Origin of the sequence: Acidovorax sp. CCYZU-2555, from assembly GCF_018413525.1 — a bacterium.
Classification (GTDB): Bacteria; Pseudomonadota; Gammaproteobacteria; order Burkholderiales; family Burkholderiaceae_C; genus Comamonas.
Map to the genome: position 1 here is coordinate 1 of NZ_JAHCDD010000102.1, position 16,989 is coordinate 16,989.

Annotated in this window: 16 protein-coding genes; 2 read left to right on the forward strand and 14 right to left on the reverse strand. The window is 68.4% G+C overall.

What is annotated here, in order from left to right:
- Window positions 1-212 (reverse strand): hypothetical protein (locus tag KHY18_RS24495; RefSeq protein ID WP_213306262.1); only part of this gene is annotated, 212 nt, incomplete at its 3' end.
- Between the two features lie 307 nt (window positions 213-519).
- Between KHY18_RS24495 and KHY18_RS24500 the strand changes: the two genes are divergently transcribed.
- Complete coding sequence (locus KHY18_RS24500) at window positions 520-2,310, forward strand: methyl-accepting chemotaxis protein (protein WP_213306264.1); 1,791 nt, start codon at window positions 520-522, stop codon at window positions 2,308-2,310.
- Here KHY18_RS24500 and KHY18_RS24505 read toward each other — a convergent pair whose 3' ends face one another.
- Genes KHY18_RS24505 through KHY18_RS24555 form a run of 11 tightly spaced genes read right to left on the reverse strand, consistent with a single transcriptional unit; the run spans window position 2,311 to window position 15,545 of the window.
- Complete coding sequence (locus tag KHY18_RS24505; RefSeq protein WP_213306266.1) at window positions 2,311-3,618, reverse strand: LysR family transcriptional regulator; 1,308 nt, start codon at window positions 3,616-3,618, stop codon at window positions 2,311-2,313.
- Window positions 3,619-3,629: 11 nt separating this feature from the next.
- The gene (locus tag KHY18_RS24510; protein ID WP_213306269.1) at window positions 3,630-4,016 is read right to left on the reverse strand and encodes a Zn-ribbon domain-containing OB-fold protein; all 387 of its coding nucleotides are present in this window, start codon (window positions 4,014-4,016) and stop codon (window positions 3,630-3,632) included.
- Between the two features lie 2 nt (window positions 4,017-4,018).
- Window positions 4,019-5,206 carry a thiolase family protein gene (locus tag KHY18_RS24515; protein ID WP_213306271.1) on the reverse strand — a complete coding sequence of 396 codons (1,188 nt, stop codon included), beginning with the start codon at window positions 5,204-5,206 and terminating at the stop codon, window positions 4,019-4,021.
- 17 nt (window positions 5,207-5,223) lie between these two features.
- Window positions 5,224-6,978 carry an acyl-CoA dehydrogenase gene (locus tag KHY18_RS24520; protein ID WP_213306273.1) on the reverse strand — a complete coding sequence of 585 codons (1,755 nt, stop codon included), beginning with the start codon at window positions 6,976-6,978 and terminating at the stop codon, window positions 5,224-5,226.
- A gap of 5 nt (window positions 6,979-6,983) precedes the next feature.
- On the reverse strand, window positions 6,984-7,751 hold the full coding sequence (locus KHY18_RS24525) for an SDR family NAD(P)-dependent oxidoreductase (protein WP_213306275.1): 768 nt from the start codon (window positions 7,749-7,751) through the stop codon (window positions 6,984-6,986).
- 17 nt (window positions 7,752-7,768) lie between these two features.
- Window positions 7,769-9,916 carry an acetate--CoA ligase family protein gene (locus tag KHY18_RS24530; protein WP_213306277.1) on the reverse strand — a complete coding sequence of 716 codons (2,148 nt, stop codon included), beginning with the start codon at window positions 9,914-9,916 and terminating at the stop codon, window positions 7,769-7,771.
- 29 nt (window positions 9,917-9,945) lie between these two features.
- Entirely contained in the window at window positions 9,946-10,740 is a 795-nt protein-coding gene (locus KHY18_RS24535) for a crotonase/enoyl-CoA hydratase family protein (RefSeq protein ID WP_213306279.1), read from the reverse strand.
- 24 nt (window positions 10,741-10,764) lie between these two features.
- Window positions 10,765-11,523: an ABC transporter ATP-binding protein gene (locus KHY18_RS24540; RefSeq protein ID WP_213306281.1), complete on the reverse strand. Its 759-nt coding sequence runs from the start codon at window positions 11,521-11,523 to the stop codon at window positions 10,765-10,767.
- A complete protein-coding gene (locus tag KHY18_RS24545; protein WP_213306284.1) occupies window positions 11,520-13,340 on the reverse strand; it encodes a branched-chain amino acid ABC transporter ATP-binding protein/permease in 1,821 nt (606 codons plus the stop codon). The genes KHY18_RS24540 and KHY18_RS24545 overlap by 4 nt, the downstream gene beginning before the upstream one ends.
- Window positions 13,341-14,378: a branched-chain amino acid ABC transporter permease gene (locus KHY18_RS24550; RefSeq protein ID WP_213306287.1), complete on the reverse strand. Its 1,038-nt coding sequence runs from the start codon at window positions 14,376-14,378 to the stop codon at window positions 13,341-13,343.
- A 30-nt stretch (window positions 14,379-14,408) separates the two neighbouring features.
- On the reverse strand, window positions 14,409-15,545 hold the full coding sequence (locus KHY18_RS24555) for an ABC transporter substrate-binding protein (RefSeq protein WP_213306290.1): 1,137 nt from the start codon (window positions 15,543-15,545) through the stop codon (window positions 14,409-14,411).
- A 95-nt stretch (window positions 15,546-15,640) separates the two neighbouring features.
- Between KHY18_RS24555 and KHY18_RS24560 the strand changes: the two genes are divergently transcribed.
- Window positions 15,641-16,159, forward strand: a complete 519-nt coding sequence (locus KHY18_RS24560) for a MarR family winged helix-turn-helix transcriptional regulator (RefSeq protein ID WP_213306295.1) — start codon at window positions 15,641-15,643, stop codon at window positions 16,157-16,159.
- A 3-nt stretch (window positions 16,160-16,162) separates the two neighbouring features.
- On the opposite strand, the gene KHY18_RS24565 is transcribed toward KHY18_RS24560, so the two are convergent.
- Window positions 16,163-16,666, reverse strand: a complete 504-nt coding sequence (locus KHY18_RS24565; protein WP_213306298.1) for a MarR family winged helix-turn-helix transcriptional regulator — start codon at window positions 16,664-16,666, stop codon at window positions 16,163-16,165.
- Window positions 16,667-16,989 (reverse strand): 2Fe-2S iron-sulfur cluster-binding protein (locus KHY18_RS24570; protein ID WP_213306301.1); only part of this gene is annotated, 323 nt, incomplete at its 5' end.

The following is a 16,989-nucleotide window of genomic DNA, read 5'->3' on the forward strand; positions in this document are numbered from 1 at the left end:
GGAAACCCCAACAGAAGATCGGCCTGGCGGGCGAGCTCATTGAGCGCGCTGGCCAGCGGCTGGGCCGCAATCGTGAAACTGCGGGCCGCAGCCGCCGAGGTCTGGGCATGGGCGGACAGCGTCTGGCTCGCGGCGGCGCCGAACAGGACGGCAGCCGCCAGAGACAGCGGGGCAAGACGGAAACGGGACAAGGGCGCAGTGCGCATGAACATGTAACTCCTGGGTCGGCGATGGGTGGGCATGCCGGCGGCACTGCTCCTCTCCACCCCCATGAAGACGCATGAGCGAATGCGAACCTCAGGTCGGTTTGCAAAAAATTCGAAAATTTTTTCAACGGACTCTCACCACACCCGAGCGCCCCCCCAAAAACGCCCCCGCTGGCCGGCGCCCAAGTCCTTGCGTGTCTGCGGGTGACTCAAGTATTTCGACCTGGCAACCGATATCCAGATCAGCTTCCGTGACCCAAAAAAACTCTGACAGCACGGCACTGAAACTTCCCACCACTTTCAAAGTTCATCGATGTTCCAGACTCTGCGTGCGCGCCTTATCGGCATCAGCGCCTTCATCACCGTGGTCGCACTGGCATTCCTGTCGGCGGCCACTTTTTTCATCGTTCGCAACGATACGTTGGAGAGCATTGATGTCCGCGTCGGGCAACTGACCGATCTCTATGCCAATGAATTGACGCAATGGGTGCACGACAAGCAAAGTGCAACCTCCTCGATCAAGTTCGCGGTCGAAAAAGACGATCCCATTCCTTTTCTGCGCGCGGCAAAACAAGCGGGCGGGTTCGACGATGCGTACTTTGTCTATGCCGACAAACGCAGCGTATTCATCGCACCGAAAGACGCCAGCTACGATGGCACGGCACGCCCCTGGTACCAGCAGGCGGTGCAGACGCGCGGCCCGGCACTCACGCCGGCCTACGTGGACATGACCACGGGAAAACTCACCATCAGCTTCGTTGAGCCGGTGCTGTCTGCGGGCCAAGCGATTGCGGTGGTCGGCAGCGACATGCTGCTGGAATCCGTCACCAGCCGCGTCACCAGCATCCGGCCATTCACCAAAAGCTTTGCCTTCCTGCTCGACGGCGAAGGCAAGATCCTGGCCCACACCCAGCCCGATCTGGCCCTCAAGCCCGTGACCGCCATTGCCGACACGCTGAATTTCCCGCTGATCCAGCGCATTGCCAAGGACAGCACGCGGGCAGATGTCGCCATCAACGGCGCGCAGCAGATGCTCTACGCCAACAAGGTCGAGGGCACGCCCTGGACGCTGGCGATTGCCGTCGACCAGGAGCAGGCCACGGCGGCGGTGCGTTCCTTGCTGAACATCTCCCTGGTGATCGTCACGCTGTGCGTGCTGATTGCCGTGGGTCTTTTGGGCATCGCCGTGAGCCTTCAGCTGCGCCGCCTGGCCGTGGTACGCGATGCGCTGCAGGAGATCGCCAGCGGCGATGGCGACCTGACGCGCCGCCTGTCCACGCATGGCAACGACGAACTCACGCAGATCGCCCAGGCCTTCAACCAGTTCGTCGACAAGATTGCGGCCGTGCTGGTGCGCATTCGCGAATCATCCCAATCGGTGCGTCTGGCGGCGACCGAGATCGCGGGCGGCAACCGTGACCTTTCGGCACGCACCGAACAACAGGCCAGCTCGCTGGAGGAAACCGCAGCGGCCATGGAGCAGCTCACGGCGACGGTGCAGCAGAACGCCGAGAACGCACGCCAGGCCAAGCAGCTGGCCACGGACACGTCCGAAATCGCCGCGCAAGGCGGCGCGGTCGTGAGCCAGGTGGTCGATACCATGGACGGCATACAGGCGTCCTCGCGCAAGATCGCCGACATCATCAGCGTGATCGACGGCATCGCCTTCCAGACCAATATTCTGGCGCTCAATGCCGCCGTGGAAGCCGCGCGCGCGGGCGAACAAGGCCGCGGCTTTGCGGTGGTGGCCAGCGAAGTGCGCACGCTCGCTCAGCGCAGCGCCGCGGCCGCCAAGGAAATCAAGGAACTGATAGACGCTTCGGTGCAGCAGATCAATGCCGGAAACCTCCAGGTACAGGATGCGGGCAGCACCATGGCCAAAGTGGTGGACAGCGTGCGCAATGTGACCACCATCGTGGCCGAGATCAGCAACGCCAGCCAGGAACAAAGCACGGGCATTTCGCAAATCGGCACTGCCGTGACCCAGATGGACCAGACCACGCAGCAGAACGCCGCCTTGGTGGAGGAAGCCACGGCCGCGGCGCAGTCGCTGCAACAGCAGGCCATACAGCTGGCAGACGTGGTTGCAGACTTCAAACTCTGATCAGACTTGAAGGACAGGGTCTGCCGCGCAGCGGTGCAAGGTCGGCACCAATTGCCCGGCCACAGTGCGCAGCTCGTCCAGCAAGGCCAGCACCGCGGGCGAGAGGCAACCGCCCAGGCGCGTCGACGCGCCTATGGTGCGGCTGGCATGCAGGCCCGGCAGCGGCACGACGGCCAGCTGGCCGCTGCGCAGTTCGGCCTCGATCTGCAGCGGCGACAGCAGCGCCAGGCGATCGCTGCCCAGCAGCAAGGTGCGCACCAGCGCCGGGCTGTTGACTTGCAGGCGCGCAGTCGGCAGCGGCAGGTCGGCGCTCTGGAACAGGCGATCGAACACCAGGCGCGCCGGCGTCTGCGGCAGCGGCACGATCCAGGCATGGTCCACCAGCTCGGCCAGGCAGCGCGGCGGCTGGGCCAGACAGGGATGGCCGGCACGCGCGACCAGCATCAGCCGGTCCTGGAACAGCGGCTCCTGCACCAGGTCGTGCGGCGCGCCCAGCGGGCGCAGCGCACCCACGATCAGGTCGATCTCGGCGCGGCGCAGTTGCTGCACCAGCGCGTCGTAGGTGCCGTCGACGATGGTCACCTGCAGGTGCGGATGGGTGCACAGCAGGCGGTCCACGGCCTGGGGAACCAGCACGCCTATGGACAGCGGCAAGGCGCCTATGCGCACCTGGGCGGTCGGGCGCCCGCCGAAGGCCGAAAGTTCCTCGTGCGCCACGGCCAGGTAGGCCAGCGCGCGCTTGACGCCGCACAGCAAGGTCTCGCCGGACTCGGTCAGGCGCGTGCCGAAAGCCGTGCGCTTGAACAGCACCGCGCCCGCCAGGTGTTCGAGCTCGGCCAGATTGCGGTGCACCGTGGGCTGGGTGCGGCCGAGCTGGTGGCCCGCCTGGGGCGCACTGCCGCGTTCTGCCACCGCCACCAGGCTCGACAGCAGATGCGGCGCCACCATGGCGGCGAAGCGCTGGCCCTGGGCCTTGCGCCCGGCCCCGGCCAGCACGGTGACCTCGGCGCTGGCCTGTTCCAGTTCGGAAAAGGCGCGGCGCGCGCGGTCGGTAAGAATGCGCCCCGCGGGCGTGGGCAGCATGCCGCGCGCGCCGCGCTCGAACAGCGCAAAGCCCAGCCCGTCCTCCAGCCCGCGCAGCGCCCGCGTCACCGCGGGTTGCGACAGGTGCAGCACTTCGGCGGCGCGCACCACCGTGCCCTGGTCGGCCACGGCCACCATGGCGCGCAGGCCGCGAAACTGCGGCAACCAGCCGGGAGCGCAGTCTGCGCCGTCGGCGGGCAGCGAGGAAGTGACGCTGGCAAGCATGGCGCGGCGGCTCAGCAGGGCGCGAACATCGGCACCAACTGGCCGTCGGCGCTGGCCACGAAGCGCACCTGCACTGCCTGGCCTATGCGCAGGCTGGCGAAGTCGTCCGTCAGCAGATTGCTCAGCATGATCGGACCTTCGGCCAGTTCGACATAGGCGATGCAGTACGGCGGCTGGGCGCGCGGCAGCACGCTGAACGAATACACCGTGCCCTGGCCGCTGGCCTCCATCCATTCGGTGTTGGCGCTGCCCGTGAACGGGCTGTGCGGGCGCGGGTAGTGGTAGGCGCGGCCGGTGTCCAGGCAGCGGCGCAGCAGCAGCCGGCCTTCGTTGGCGGCGTCCCAGTAAGGCGCGGTCTCGGGCCAGATTTGGGGGGAAAGGGGGATGCGGTCTTGCATGTTCAGGCCTCGCGTTCCAGGATCAGGGTGGCGCTGCCGTGGCGCGCGCCGAGTTGGCCGCCGGTGCCGTGGGCCAGCGCCAGGCGGCAATCGGGCACCTGCACTTGGGGATGGGCTTCGCCGCGCAGCTGGCGCACGGCTTCTATCACCTTGGTCATGCCGCCGCGGTTGCCCGGGTGGTTGCTGCACAGTCCGCCGCCGTCGGTATTGACGGGCAGACGACCGACGCCGCTGATCAGGCCGCCGTCGGCGACAAAGCGCCCGCCTTCGCCGGGCGCGCAAAAGCCCAGGTTCTCGAGCTGCATCAGCACCGTGATGGTGAAGCTGTCGTAGAGCGAGGCGTACTGGATGTCGACCGGGCGCACGCCCGCCTGGGCAAAGGCTTCGCGTCCGGTCTGCACGCCGCCCGAGGCGAGGATGTCGAAATGGCCGCCGTTGAGGTGCTTGACCGCGAAGCCCGCGCCTATGGGCGTGACCAGCGGGCGCTTGAGGCTGCGCGCCACTTCGGGGTGGGCCACGACCAGCGCGCCGCCGCCGTCGCTGATGACGCAGCAGTCGAGCCGGTGCAGCGGCGTGGCGACGATGGGCGAATCGAGCACGTCCTGCACCGTCACCAACTGGCGCAGCATGGCATGCGGGTTGTGCTGGGCGTGGTGCGAGGCCGCGACCTTGATCCAGGCCAGCTGTTCGGCCGTGGTGCCATGCTCGTACATGTGGCGTTGCGCGCACATGCCGTAGACATTGGTCACCACCGGGCCGTAGGGCGCCTCGAACGGCGACTCGGCCGCCGACTGCGTCTGCAGGCGGTGGCTGGCCTCGGGCGAGAACTTGTCCGCGCGCGGCCGGCCGGCCTGGGTGATCAGCGCCACGCGGCATTTGCCCGCGGCAATCGCCTGCACCGCATGCGTCACATGGTTGAGATAGGCCGAGCCCCAGCTTTCGGTGGTGTCCAGATGGCGCAGGTTCAGGCCCAGGTACTCGACCATGGACAGCGGGCCCGCGCCCTGGGCCTCCCAGCCGGGCACGTCGCCGGCGCAGAAGTAGCCGTCGACATCGGCCCACGTGAGGCCGGCGTCGGCCAGCGCACCGGCCGCGACGTCCACGTGCAGCTGGCCCAGGGAGCGATCCAGCGCGTGCCGCGTGGGGTGTTCATAGGCGCCCACGATGTAGGCTTGTCCTTTGAGTTGCATGGTAGGGGGTACTCCTGTCAGTGGGATGCCGCCAGCAGCGCGGCGGTGTCGCTCGCCGGTGCCAGTGCCGCGGCGCGCAGCGCCTGGGTTTCGGGCAGCATCTGGGTGAAATAAAAGCGCGCGGTTTCGAGCTTGAGCGCGTACCAGGCATCGCCCTGCGCCGCGCCGGCGTGACTGGCCTGCGCCATGCGCGCCCACAGCCAGGCCAGCACCAGATGGCCGGCGATGCGCAGATAGACCGTGCCGGCGCCCAGCGCCGCCCCCGGGGCCGCGCGTTCGCGCGCGCCCAGGGTCTGGGTCAGCGATTGCAGTTCATCGAGCAGACGCGCCAGCGGCGCGGCGAACTCGGCCATCGCGGCGCCCTGGCCCGGGCCCGCGAGCCAGTCGCGCACCAGTGTCAGCAGCCGTTGCAGCCGGCTTCCGCCGTCGCCCAGCACCTTGCGCAGCAGCAGGTCCTGGCCCTGGATGCCGGTCGTGCCTTCGTAGAGCGTGATCACGCGCGCATCGCGCGCGAGCTGCTCGATGCCCGTCTCGCGCACATAGCCATGGCCGCCGAAGGTCTGCAGCGCCAGGCTGATCGACTGCTGCGCGTTCTCGCTCAGAAAGCCCTTGATGATGGGCGTGAGCAGGCCCAGCAGTTCGCCGGCGGCGCGCGCCTGGTCGGCTTCGGGGTGGCGGGCGGCGTCGTCGATCAGCAGCGCCGCCCAGTGCACCAGCGCGCGCCCGCCTTCGGTCCAGGCCTTTTGCGTCAGCAGCATGCGCTGCACGTCGGGGTGTTCCACCAGCGTGCAGGGCTGCCGGCCCGCGGGCGAACGGCCCTGCCGGCGCTCCTTCGCATAGGCCAGCGCGTTCTGCAACGCCAGCTCGCTCAGGCCCACGGCCTGCAGGCCCGAAAGCAGGCGCGCCTCGTTCATCATCGGAAACATCGCGGGCAGGCCGGCGTTCACCTCACCGATCAGCCAGCCGCGCGCGTCGTCGAAACGCAGCGCACAGGTCGGGCTGCCATGCAGGCCCATCTTGTGCTCTATGCCGTCGCAATGCACGCCGTTGCGCCGGCCGTCAGGCAGGCGCTTGGGCACGAGAAAGAGGCTGATGCCGCGCGAGCCGGCCGGCGCGCCCGGTACGCGCGCCAGCACCAGATGCACGATGTTGTCGCTGAGGTCGTGTTCGGCGCCGCTGGCGAAGATCTTGCTGCCGCTCAGCCGATAGCTGCCCTGGTCGTCCGGCACGGCGCGCGTGCTGAGCAGGCCGATGTCGGAGCCGGCCTGGGGCTCGGTCATGCACATCGACGACAGCACGCGCCCGCTGGCCAGGCCAGGCAGCCACTGCGCCTGCAGCGCGGCGCTGGCCGAATGCCGCAGGCAGGCCGCGGCGCAATGGTTGATGGCGGCGATCATCACGAACGCATGGCTGGCCGAAGCCACCAGTTCATTGACCGTGCTGAACACCACGGTGGGCAGGGCCTGGCCGCCCACGCCGGTGTCGGCGCAGATCGCCGGCCAGCCCAGTTCGCGGTAGGCCTGGTAGGCCGCGGCAAAGCCCGGTGGCATGGTCACTTCGCCGTCGGCCCAGCGGCAGCCCACGGCGTCGGCCGCGGCGTTGACGGGCAGGATGCGATCGGCCGCGAAGCGGCCGGCTTCCTCGGCCAGCGTATCCAGCGTGGCGGCGTCCATCTCGGCGTGGCCTGGCAGGGCCTGCAGCCGCTGGGCCGCGCCCAGCACTTCGTGCAGCACGAAGCGCAGGTCGCGCAGGGGGGGCGTGTAATGCAGCATCGGACTCAGCGCGGCGCCAGGCGCACCGCGCCGTCGATGCGAATCACTTCGCCGTTGAGGTAGCTGTTGCGCGCGATGTCGCCCACCAGTTGCGCGAACTCCTGGGGCAGGCCCAGGCGGCGCGGAAACGGAATGCTGTCGGCCAGCGCCTGCTGGGCCGCGAGCGGCAGGGTCTCGAGCAGCGGCGTGTGGAAGATGCCCGGAGCGACCGCCATGGCGCGCACGCCCTGCGGCGCGAATTCGCGCGCCAGCTGGATGGTCAGCGCCGCGAGCGCGCCCTTGGACGCGGTATAGGCCGCCTGGCCCACCTGACCTTCGAAAGCCGCGACCGAGGCCGTGAAAAGCACCAGGCCGCGCTCGCCGTTCACGGGATCTATAGGCTCGGCGCCCATCATGTCGGCCGCGGCCAGGCGCGTCATGTTGAACGCGCCGAACAGGTTCAGGTTCACCACCTTGATGAAATCGGCCATGGGCATGGGGCCGTCCTTGCCCACGACGCGGCGCGCCGCGCCGCCGCCCGCGCAGTTCACCAGCAGACGTGCCACGCCGTGGCGTGCGCGCGCCGCGGCGATCGCGGCTTCGGCGCTGGCCGGGTCCGTGACATCGCAGTGCAGCGCCAGGCCGCCTATGCGTTCGGCCACGGCCTGAGCGCGTTCCAGTTGAATGTCGAGCACCGTGACGCGCGCGCCCAGCGCCGCCAGATGCAAGGCCGTGGCCTCGCCCAGGCCTTGCGCGCCACCGGTCACCAGTACGGGAGTTCCTTGGAGTTCCATGTTGTCTGTCCTTTAATTCACTGCGTGACGATCAGCGCATCCAGCGCCACCACGCCCTGGCCCTTGCCGTAGGCGACCAGCGGGTTGATGTCGACTTCGGTGATCTCGGGGTGTTGCAGCATCAGCTGGCCCACCAGCGCGACCACGTCGGCGACCGCGTCCAGATCGACCGCGGGCGCGCCGCGAAAGCCGTCGAGCAGCTTGGCGGCCTTGAGGCTGCGCAGGCGCTCGACGATGGCCGCGCGCGGCAGATCGGGCGCGAGCAGCTGCACATCGCCCAGCGCCTCGACCCAGATGCCGCCCAGGCCGACCATGAGAATCGGTCCCCAGTTGGGGTCGCGGCTCGCGCCCACGACCAGCTCCAGGCCGCGCTCGCCCATCTTCTCGACCAACGCGCCATCGAGCACCAGCGAAGGCTCGGCGCGGCGCACGTTGTCGTGCAGGCGCTGCCAGGCGGCGCGCAGCGCGGCCTCGTCGGCGATGTTCAGCAGCACGCCGCCCACCTCGCTCTTGTGCGCCAGCGTCGCGGCCTGGGCCTTGAGCACCACGGGATAGCCGATGTCGGCCGCAATGCGCACGGCTTCATCGGGCGTGGTCGCCAGCGCCCCCGCGGGAACGCGCAGGCCCAGCCGGCCCAGCAGCTTCTTGCCCACCCATTCGGCCTGCGTGCCGCGGCCCAGGCCCAGCGGGCCGTCGAGGCGCACGGCAGGCGCCGTATCGGGCAAGGCCTGGGCCGCGCGCGCGCGGCCGAACCGCGTGATGCGCGAGAGCGCGCGCAAGGCGCGTTCGGGCGAACGCATGACGATGGCGCCGCTGCGGTGTGCTTCCTCGATGAAGGCCGGCGGCAGGGGCTCGTCCTCGCTTTGCATCACCAGGATCGCGGGCTTGGCGCTGGCGCTGATGCCTTGCAGGTAGTGGCGCAGCCAGACCACGGCGGTCTCGGGGCCGGGCATGGGCAGCGACACCAGCACGCTGCCCAGATCGGCGTCGGCCAGCAGCGAGGCCGTGCCCAGCGAGATCAGTTCGGGCTTCCAGGCGACCAGCGTGCCCAGGTCCAGCGGATTGCGCGGCGGTGTGAAGTCGGGCAGGTGTTCGCGCAGGCGCTCGGTCTGTTCGGCCGACAGTGCGGGCAGATCGAGGCCCAGCGGCTCGACATAGTCCTGGGTGATGCCGCACAGCGCGCCCGAGGCCGTGACCAGGCCCAGGCCGCCCGTGGGCGCCTGCGGGTAGCGCAGCAGCAGCTGGCCCAGATCGATGGCCTCTTCCAGCGTGTCGACGTTGACCACGCCCGCATGCTCGACCATCAAATGCATGGCCGCATGGTTGCCGGCCAGAGCGCCGGTATGCGACTGCGCGGCCGCCTGCGAGCGCTCGCTGCGGCCCGGGTGCAGCAGCACCACGGGCTTGCCGGCCGCACGCGCCCGGCCCGCGGCGGCCAGGAAGTCGGGCGCGCTGCGGATCTGCTCAGCATAGACCACGATGACGCCGGTGTACGCGTCGTCGGCGAAGAAATCGATCATTTCGGCCAGGCCTTGCTGGGCCTCGTTGCCGGTGGTCATCATGTACGACAGCGGCACGCCGCGCATGCGCAGCGAGGCCGCCAGGTGGGCGCCTATGCCGCCGCTTTGCGCCACCACGGCCACGGCCTTGCCCGCGGCGCGGTCCAGCGGCGGCGGAATGTTCTGCTCGACCATGAAGACCGTGAACGCGTCCACATAGTTGAAATAGCCCACGGTGTTCGGGCCCAGCAGCGCCAGGCCGCCGGCGCGCGCGACTTCGCCTATGCGCCGCTGCTGTTCACGGCCTGCGTCGCCCATCTCGGCAAAGCCGGACGCAAAGCAGACCGCGCCGCGCACCTTGCGCGCCACGCAGGCCTCGATGTTGGCGAGAACGGCATCGGACGGCAGCATCAGAATGGCGAGGTCCACGCCTTCGGGCAGCTGCGCCACTTCGGTGAGCACCGGCCGGCCCATGATCTCGCCGCCGCTGCGCCCGACCAGGTGCACGGTGCCGGTGAAGCCGCCCTGCAGCATGTTGCCCAGCACGACCTGGCCGGCCGAGCCGGGCTTGGCGGACATGCCGATGATGGCCACCGAACGCGGCCGGAAAATGGGATCGAGGGGCAGGCGCGCAACGCCGGCGACGGAAGGAGGAAGTTGGGTCATGGCAAAGACTTGAAGAAGATGGAAGGGACTCAGTTGGGGCTCACGACCTTGGCCGCGCGCTTGTCCAGGAAGGCGGCGACGCGCTCCTTGGCTTCGGGCGCGCTCTGGGTCACGGTGGCCATCAGCGCCTCGGTCAGCAGGCCGTGCGACATCGGCTGCTCGGCGATCAGCGGCAGCGCATTGAGAATCGCGAAGTTCGACAGCGGCGCGTTGCCGGCAATGCGCTCGGCGAGTTCCCGCGCCTTGCGCAGGCCTTCGCCCGCGGGCGTGACGTAGTGCGCCAGGCCGATGGCATGGCCTTCCTGCGCATTCACCACATGGCCGGTGAGCATCATCTCGGTGACGCGCGAGAAGCCGATCAGCTTGCTCACGCGCACCGAGCCGCCGCCGCCCAGGAAAATGCCGCGCTGGCCTTCGGGCAGACCGAAGTAAGCGCTCTCCTCCGCGACGCGCACATGCAGACAGGAGGCAAGCTCCAGCCCGCCGCCGACCACCGCGCCCTGCAGCACGCCGATGACGGGAATGCGGCCGAACTGGATCTTGGAAAAGGCTTCGTACCAGGCCAGCGAATGCTGTATGCCTTCGGCCGCCGTCGACTCGGACAGTTCGGACAGGTCCAGCCCGGCGCTGAAGTGGGTGCCCGCGCCGGCCAGGATGGCCACGCGCACGGTGGTGGGCAGCGAGGCAAAGCACTCGCGCAGGTGCTCAATCACGCGCAGGCTCAGCGCATTGCGCTTCTCGGGGCGGTTCAAGGTGATGATGGCGACGGCGCCGTCGATCTCCAGCGTGACCAGACGCGGTTGTTGCAGGATGTCGTTGTTCATGTTCGGTTCTTCCGGTGTTGGTATTCAGTTCGTCACGGCGGCCGCGGCGACTGTGTCGCCGGCCGTCATGCCCATGTAGCTCTGCGCGATGCGCGGGTTGTTGGCGAGTTCGCCGGCCGGCCCCTGCAGCGCGATGCGGCCGTTCTCCAGCACATAGCCGTAGTCGGCCAGCGCCAGCGCGGCGCGCGCGTTCTGCTCCACCAGCAAGGTGGACACGCCGTGGGCGCGCAGACCGCCGATGACATCGAGCATTTCCTGCACGATGCGCGGCGCCAGGCCCAGGCTGGGCTCGTCGAGCATCAGCAGGCGCGGCTTGCCCATCAGCGCGCGCCCCACGGCCAGCATCTGGCGTTCGCCGCCCGACAGCGTTCCGGCCAGCTGGCTGGAGCGCTCCTTCAGGCGTGGGAACAGGGCGTAGACCCAGTCGAGCTGGTCGGTGGGCGCCTTGTCGCCCAGGCGGTGGCGGCGAAAGCTGCCCAGCAGCAGGTTGTCGATCACGGGCATGTCGGCAAACAGCTCGCGGCGTTCGGGCACCAGCGAAATGCCGGCCATCACGCGCTCTTCCGTGCCCATGCCCGCCAGCGACCGGCCGTCGAAGACCACCTCGCCGGTGCTGGGCAGCAAGCCCATCAGGCCGTTGAGCAGCGTCGACTTGCCCGCGCCGTTGGGGCCGATCACCGTGACCACGCTGCCCGGCGCCATCACCAGGTCGGCGTCCTGCAGCGCGCTGACCTGGCCGTAGCAGACGCCGAAGTTCTTGATCTCGAACAACGCTGCAGTCATGGCGCGGCTCCCAGGTAGGCTTCGAGCACGGCCGGATGGGTCTGTATGACCTGCGGCGAGCCTTCGGCGATCTTGCGACCGAACACCATCACCACGATGTGGTCGGTGAGCTTCATTACGAACTCCATGTCATGCTCCACAAGCAGGATGCCCATGCCCTCGTCGCGCAGCTCCGACAGCAGCACGGCCAGGGCCTGTTTCTCGAAAGCGCGCAGTCCGGCCGCGGGCTCGTCCAGCAGCAGCACGGCGGGGTCGCAGCACAGTGCGCGCGCGATTTCCACCAGCCGTTGCTGGCCCAGGGCCAGGCTGCCCGCGGGGCGGTACATCAGCTCGGCCAGCCCGACGCGGTGCAAGGCGCGCGCCGCCTCCTGCAGCATTGCGGCTTCGATGCGCCGGTCGCGCCGCAGCACGGCAGCGACCACGCCCACCTGGGCGCGCTGGTAGGCGCCCAGCGCCACGTTCTCCAGCACGCTCATGTCGGCGATCAGCTTCACATGCTGGAAAGTGCGCGCCAGCCCCAGGCGCGAGATGGCGCGCGCGGCCTGGCCGTCGATGCGCTGGCCGCGCAACTGCACTTCGCCGCCGCTGGGCGGCAGCACGCCGGTGATCAGATTGAAGGTCGTCGACTTGCCCGCGCCGTTCGGCCCGATCAGCCCGACAATCTCGCCGGCCTTGACGCTCAGGTCCACGCCGTCGACCGCCAGCAGGCCGCCGAAGCGCTTTTGCACGCCGCGCACCTGCAGCAGCACCTCACCCGCGGGCACGGGCGTGCGCCGCGGCAGTGCGGTGGCGCCCGGCACCACGGCGATGCGGCGCGTGGGCAGCCAGCGGCCCACGGCGGGCCACATGCCGCCGGGCGCGAAGCGCAGCAGCAGCACCAGCACCAGGCCGAAGACGATCACCTCGAAGTTGCCCGCGCTGCCGAACACGCGCGGCAGCAGCACCTGCAGCTGGTCCTGCAGCAGCGTCATCACCGAGGAGCCCAGCACCGCGCCACCCACATGCGACATGCCGCCCGCGACCAGCATGATCACGTACTTGAGGCTCGCTTCCAGCCCGAAAGGCGTGGGATTGACGGCGCGCTGCAAGTGAGCGAACAGCCAGCCCGAGACCGAAGCCAGCAGGGCCGCGATGACGAACACCGTGACTTTGAGGCGCGCGCTGTCGACGCCCATGGCCTCGGCCATCTGCACGCCGCCGTGCAGCGCGCGGATGGCGCGGCCGGGCCGCGAGTCGAGCAGGTTGAGCGCGCCCCAGGCCGACAGCCCGACGCTGAGCCAGATCAGCGCGTACATGGCGCGGCTGCCGCCCAGGTCCCAGCCGAACAGGCCTATGCTGGGCAGATCGGACAACCCGTCGTACTTGCCCAGCGCCTCTACGCTGCCGAACAGGTAGTACAGCGCGATGCTCCAGGCGATGGTGGCCAGCGGCAGGTAGTGGCCCGACATGCGCATGGTGATCGTGCCTATGAGCCAGGCACTGAGGCCGGTCGCGCCCAGGCCGACGAACAGCGTGAACCAGGGCGACCAGCCGAACGTCAGCGTGCAGTAGGCGGTCGCATAGGCACCTATGCCCACGAAGGCCGCCTGGCCGAACGAGGTCAGGCCGGCAATACCGGTCAGCAGCACCAGGCCCAGCACCACCAGGGCGTAAAGCCCCACGTAGTTGGCCTGGGTGATGAACAGGTCGGGCACGGGCGCCAGCGGCAAGGCCGCGGCCAGCAGCACCAGCGCGCCCGCCAGCAGGCGGCGGCTGCCGGCGCCCGCGCGCGGGCTCGCGCCCACGGCGGTCGAGGAGGAAACGGATTTCTGTGTCATTCAATGCTCCTCGCTCGCGCCGCCGCGCCTGGACAGCCACCACAGCACGGGAATCACCAGCAGGAACACGATGGTTTCCTTGTAGGCGCTGGCAAGAAAGGACGAGAACGCCTCGACGATGCCTATGGTGACCGCGCCCAGCAGCGTGAAGCCGTAGCTGGCCATGCCGCCGAAGATCGCGGCGACGAAACCCTTGAGCCCGATCAGCAGGCCCGAGTCGTAGTAGATGGTCACGATGGGCGCGATCAGGATGCCGCACAGCGCGCCTATGAAGGCCGCGATGGCAAACGACATCTGCCCCGAGAACGCGACCGAGATGCCCAGCAGCTTGGCGCCGGTGGCGTTGGACGCCGCGGCGCGCAAGGCCTTGCCCGAAAGCGTGTAGCCGAACACCAGCGCCAGCAGCACGATCAGCGCAATGGCCGCGCCGAGCACGATCACGCCCTGGCCGTTGATGGCCCAGCTGCCGATCATCAGATCGCCATCCCACAGCGCCGGCGTGCGATAGCCTTCGACGCCGAACAGCCACAGCCCTATGCCGGCAAGCACGAAGTGCACGCCCACCGACGTGATCAGCAGCACCAGCACGCTGGCGTTGGCCATGGGCCGGTAGATCAGGCGGTACAGCAGCGGCCCCAGCGGCGTGACGATGGCCACGCTCAACAGGCACTGCAGCATCAACGGCAGGCCGCGCGGCGCGGCCCAGACCAGCAACGCGGCCAGCGCGCCCGGCGCCGCCAGGTAGTACAGCGCGATGCGCGCCAGCCGGCGCGGCTGGCCTTCGCGCAGCGCGGCCGCGGCTTCCAGCGTGCCCGCGATCACCGCCATGGCCAGCAGCAGCCAGACCGTGCCGGGCATCTGGCCCGCTTGCAGCCAGGCCAGCGTCAGCGCGCCGAAAGTGACGAATTCACCCTGTCCAAAGAAAATGATGCGCGTCACGGAAAACACCAGCACCAACGCCACGCCCAGCAGGGCATAGATGGCGCCGGTCGTGACGCCATCCTGGACCAGCAGGGCTCCCAGCTCAAACGAATTCATAGACCTGACTCCTTGGTTGTCGTCAGGCGCTCAGGGCAGCAGCTTCCACTGGCCCTTGTCGACGAGCAGCAGCGCGCGCGCGTCCGGACCATGGCCCCAGTGATTCGTCGCCGTGTAGCGCAGCACGCCCTTGGTCACGGGAATGCCGTCGGTGTTCTCCAGCGCATCCTTGAGGGCCGTGCGGAACTCCGGCGATCCGGGCTGGGCCTTCTTCAGCGCCACGGGAATGACTTTCTCCAGCACCAGGCCGATGTCGTAGACATGGGCCGCGAACTGGGTGCGCGATCCCGCGCCGTACTTGGTCTCGTACTCATCGACGAAGGCCTGGGCGATCTTGCGGCCCGGGTGCGAAGCCGGCAGCTGCTCGGGCACCTGTTCGGGGCCGGACATCACCAGCGCGCCTTCGGCATCCTTGCCCGACAGGCGCAGGAAGTCGCCCGAGACCGAGGCCGGCGTGTGATAGATCTTGCCCTTGTAGCGGCGCTCGGCCAGGGCCTTTTGCGGCAAGGCGGCGCCACCGCCCACGGCCACCACCAGCACTGCGTCAGGGCGTGCGGCCAGCACCTTGAGCGTCTGGCCGGCGACGCTGGTGTCGGCGCGCGTGAAGCGCTCCACGGCCACGACCTTGACGCCGGCCTTCTCGGCCTGCTGGTTCAAGGACTTCAGATAGACCTCACCGTACGCGTCCGACAGGCCCAGAAAGCCCACGGTCTTGACGCCCGAGCGCTTCATGTGCGCCAGCACGCCTTCGGTGAAGAAGCCCGAATCCATGGTCGAGCGGAAAGTCCAGGTGTCGCGGCCCGGCGGCAGCTCGACCGGGTTGGGCGCGAGATGCAGCACGCCGGCTTCGTTGGCCACCTGGGCGATGGCGATGGTCGCGGGCGTGTTGGCCGCGCCAATGATCACATCGACTTTTTCTTCCAGGAAGCGGCGCGCGTTCTTGGTGGCGATGGTCGGATCGCCCGCGTCATCGAGCACCTGCAGCACCAGCTTCTGGCCGCCCATCTCCTGCGGCCACATGGCAAAGGCATTGCGCACGGGAATGCCCAGCGAGGCGCCGGGGCCCGTCAACGATGTGCTGATGCCGATGCGAATTTCGGCCCAGGTGGCCTGGCTGACCAGCACCAGGCCACCCAGGGACAGTTTCAACGCGGTCGTGAACCTCATGTCATCTCCATTTTGTTAGCCTACAAATCTGTTTACTTGGTAAACAGTTAGTTCATGCTAATCTAAAGCCTGAGATCAAAAACTAGAGGTAACCCTTGAAAACTGCGCATCCCGTAGCCGCAAAACCAGGCGCCGACAAAAGCCTGGCTGCAACCCAGAAGAATCCGGCCTCGGGCGACGTGCCCGACATACTTCATGATTCGCTGGGCTATGCGATACAGCGGGCCAAGGTCCGCACCTACGAAATGCTGTTCGCCGCCTATGGCGAAGACACCATTTCGCCGGCGCGCATGACCGCGCTGTCGATCATCGGCACCCAGCCCGGCACCAACCAGTCCGCGCTCGCCGAGCAACTGCGCATCACGCGCGCCAGCATCGTCAAGGTGATAGACAACCTCGAAGCGCTGGAGCTGGTGGAGCGCCGCTCCATCCCGGGCGACCGGCGCAGCTACTCCCTGCTGCTGACCGAGAAAGGCCGCCAGGAATTGCTGAGCCTGCACGAGAAGACACGCCGCTACGAAGTGCGCATTGCGCAAGACCTGAGCCCGGACGAGCGCGCCTTGCTGATCAAGCTGCTGGACCGCGTGGCGCTGTCCGACAAACCAGCCGCATAGGCGTCACGCCCTTTCCTGTTCGCGTGCTTGGGGTCGGTAGGGCGCGCGGCTCATGGCGTTCTTGCTCGCGGTGAAATGCCGCAGCAGGCGCAGAAATTCGCGTTGATCGTGCGGGCTGAACTCGTCGAGCAAAGTCTTTTGCATGGCGTGCATGCGCAAGTCGATTCGCTGCAGCATGTCGCTGCCCTGCGCGGTCAGGAACAGACAGCGCTGGCGTTTGGGCGCGAGCTGGCGCGCAATCCAGCCCTTGGTCTCCAGGCGCACGGCAGTGAGCGCGGCCGACGAGGTGTCCAGCGCCACTTCCTGCGCCAAGGTCACCTGGTCTATGCCGGGCCTGGCCTGCAGGCATTTGAGAATCGCGTACTGCACCGGCGTGATGTCGCCGCCCATGGTGCTGTGGAACACCGACACCGCGATCTGATGGGCGCGCCGTATCAAGTGCCCGGGCTGCTCGTCGAGCGCCAGGGCGGCGCCCTCTTCCTGGCGCGTCGCGGTTGGCGCGGCCATCTACAGGTCCAGCACCAGCAGCGGCGAGCGCGAGCGCGAGCAGCAAGGCGTGAACTGGTCGTTCGCGGCCTGCTCTTCTTCCGTGAGGTACATGTCCTTGTGCTCGGGAATGCCCTCCAGCACCTTGGTCAGGCAGGTGCCGCAGACTCCTTGCTCGCACGACATCTGGATTTCGATGCCGCACAGCGCCAGCGCCTGCGTCACCGTCTGCTCCTGGGTGACGGGAATCACCTGGCCGGTGCTCGCGATCTTCACAGCGAAACTTCCTGCGTCCGACAGATCGACCGCCTCGCCCGCGAAGAACTCGTAATGCAGTTGAGCTT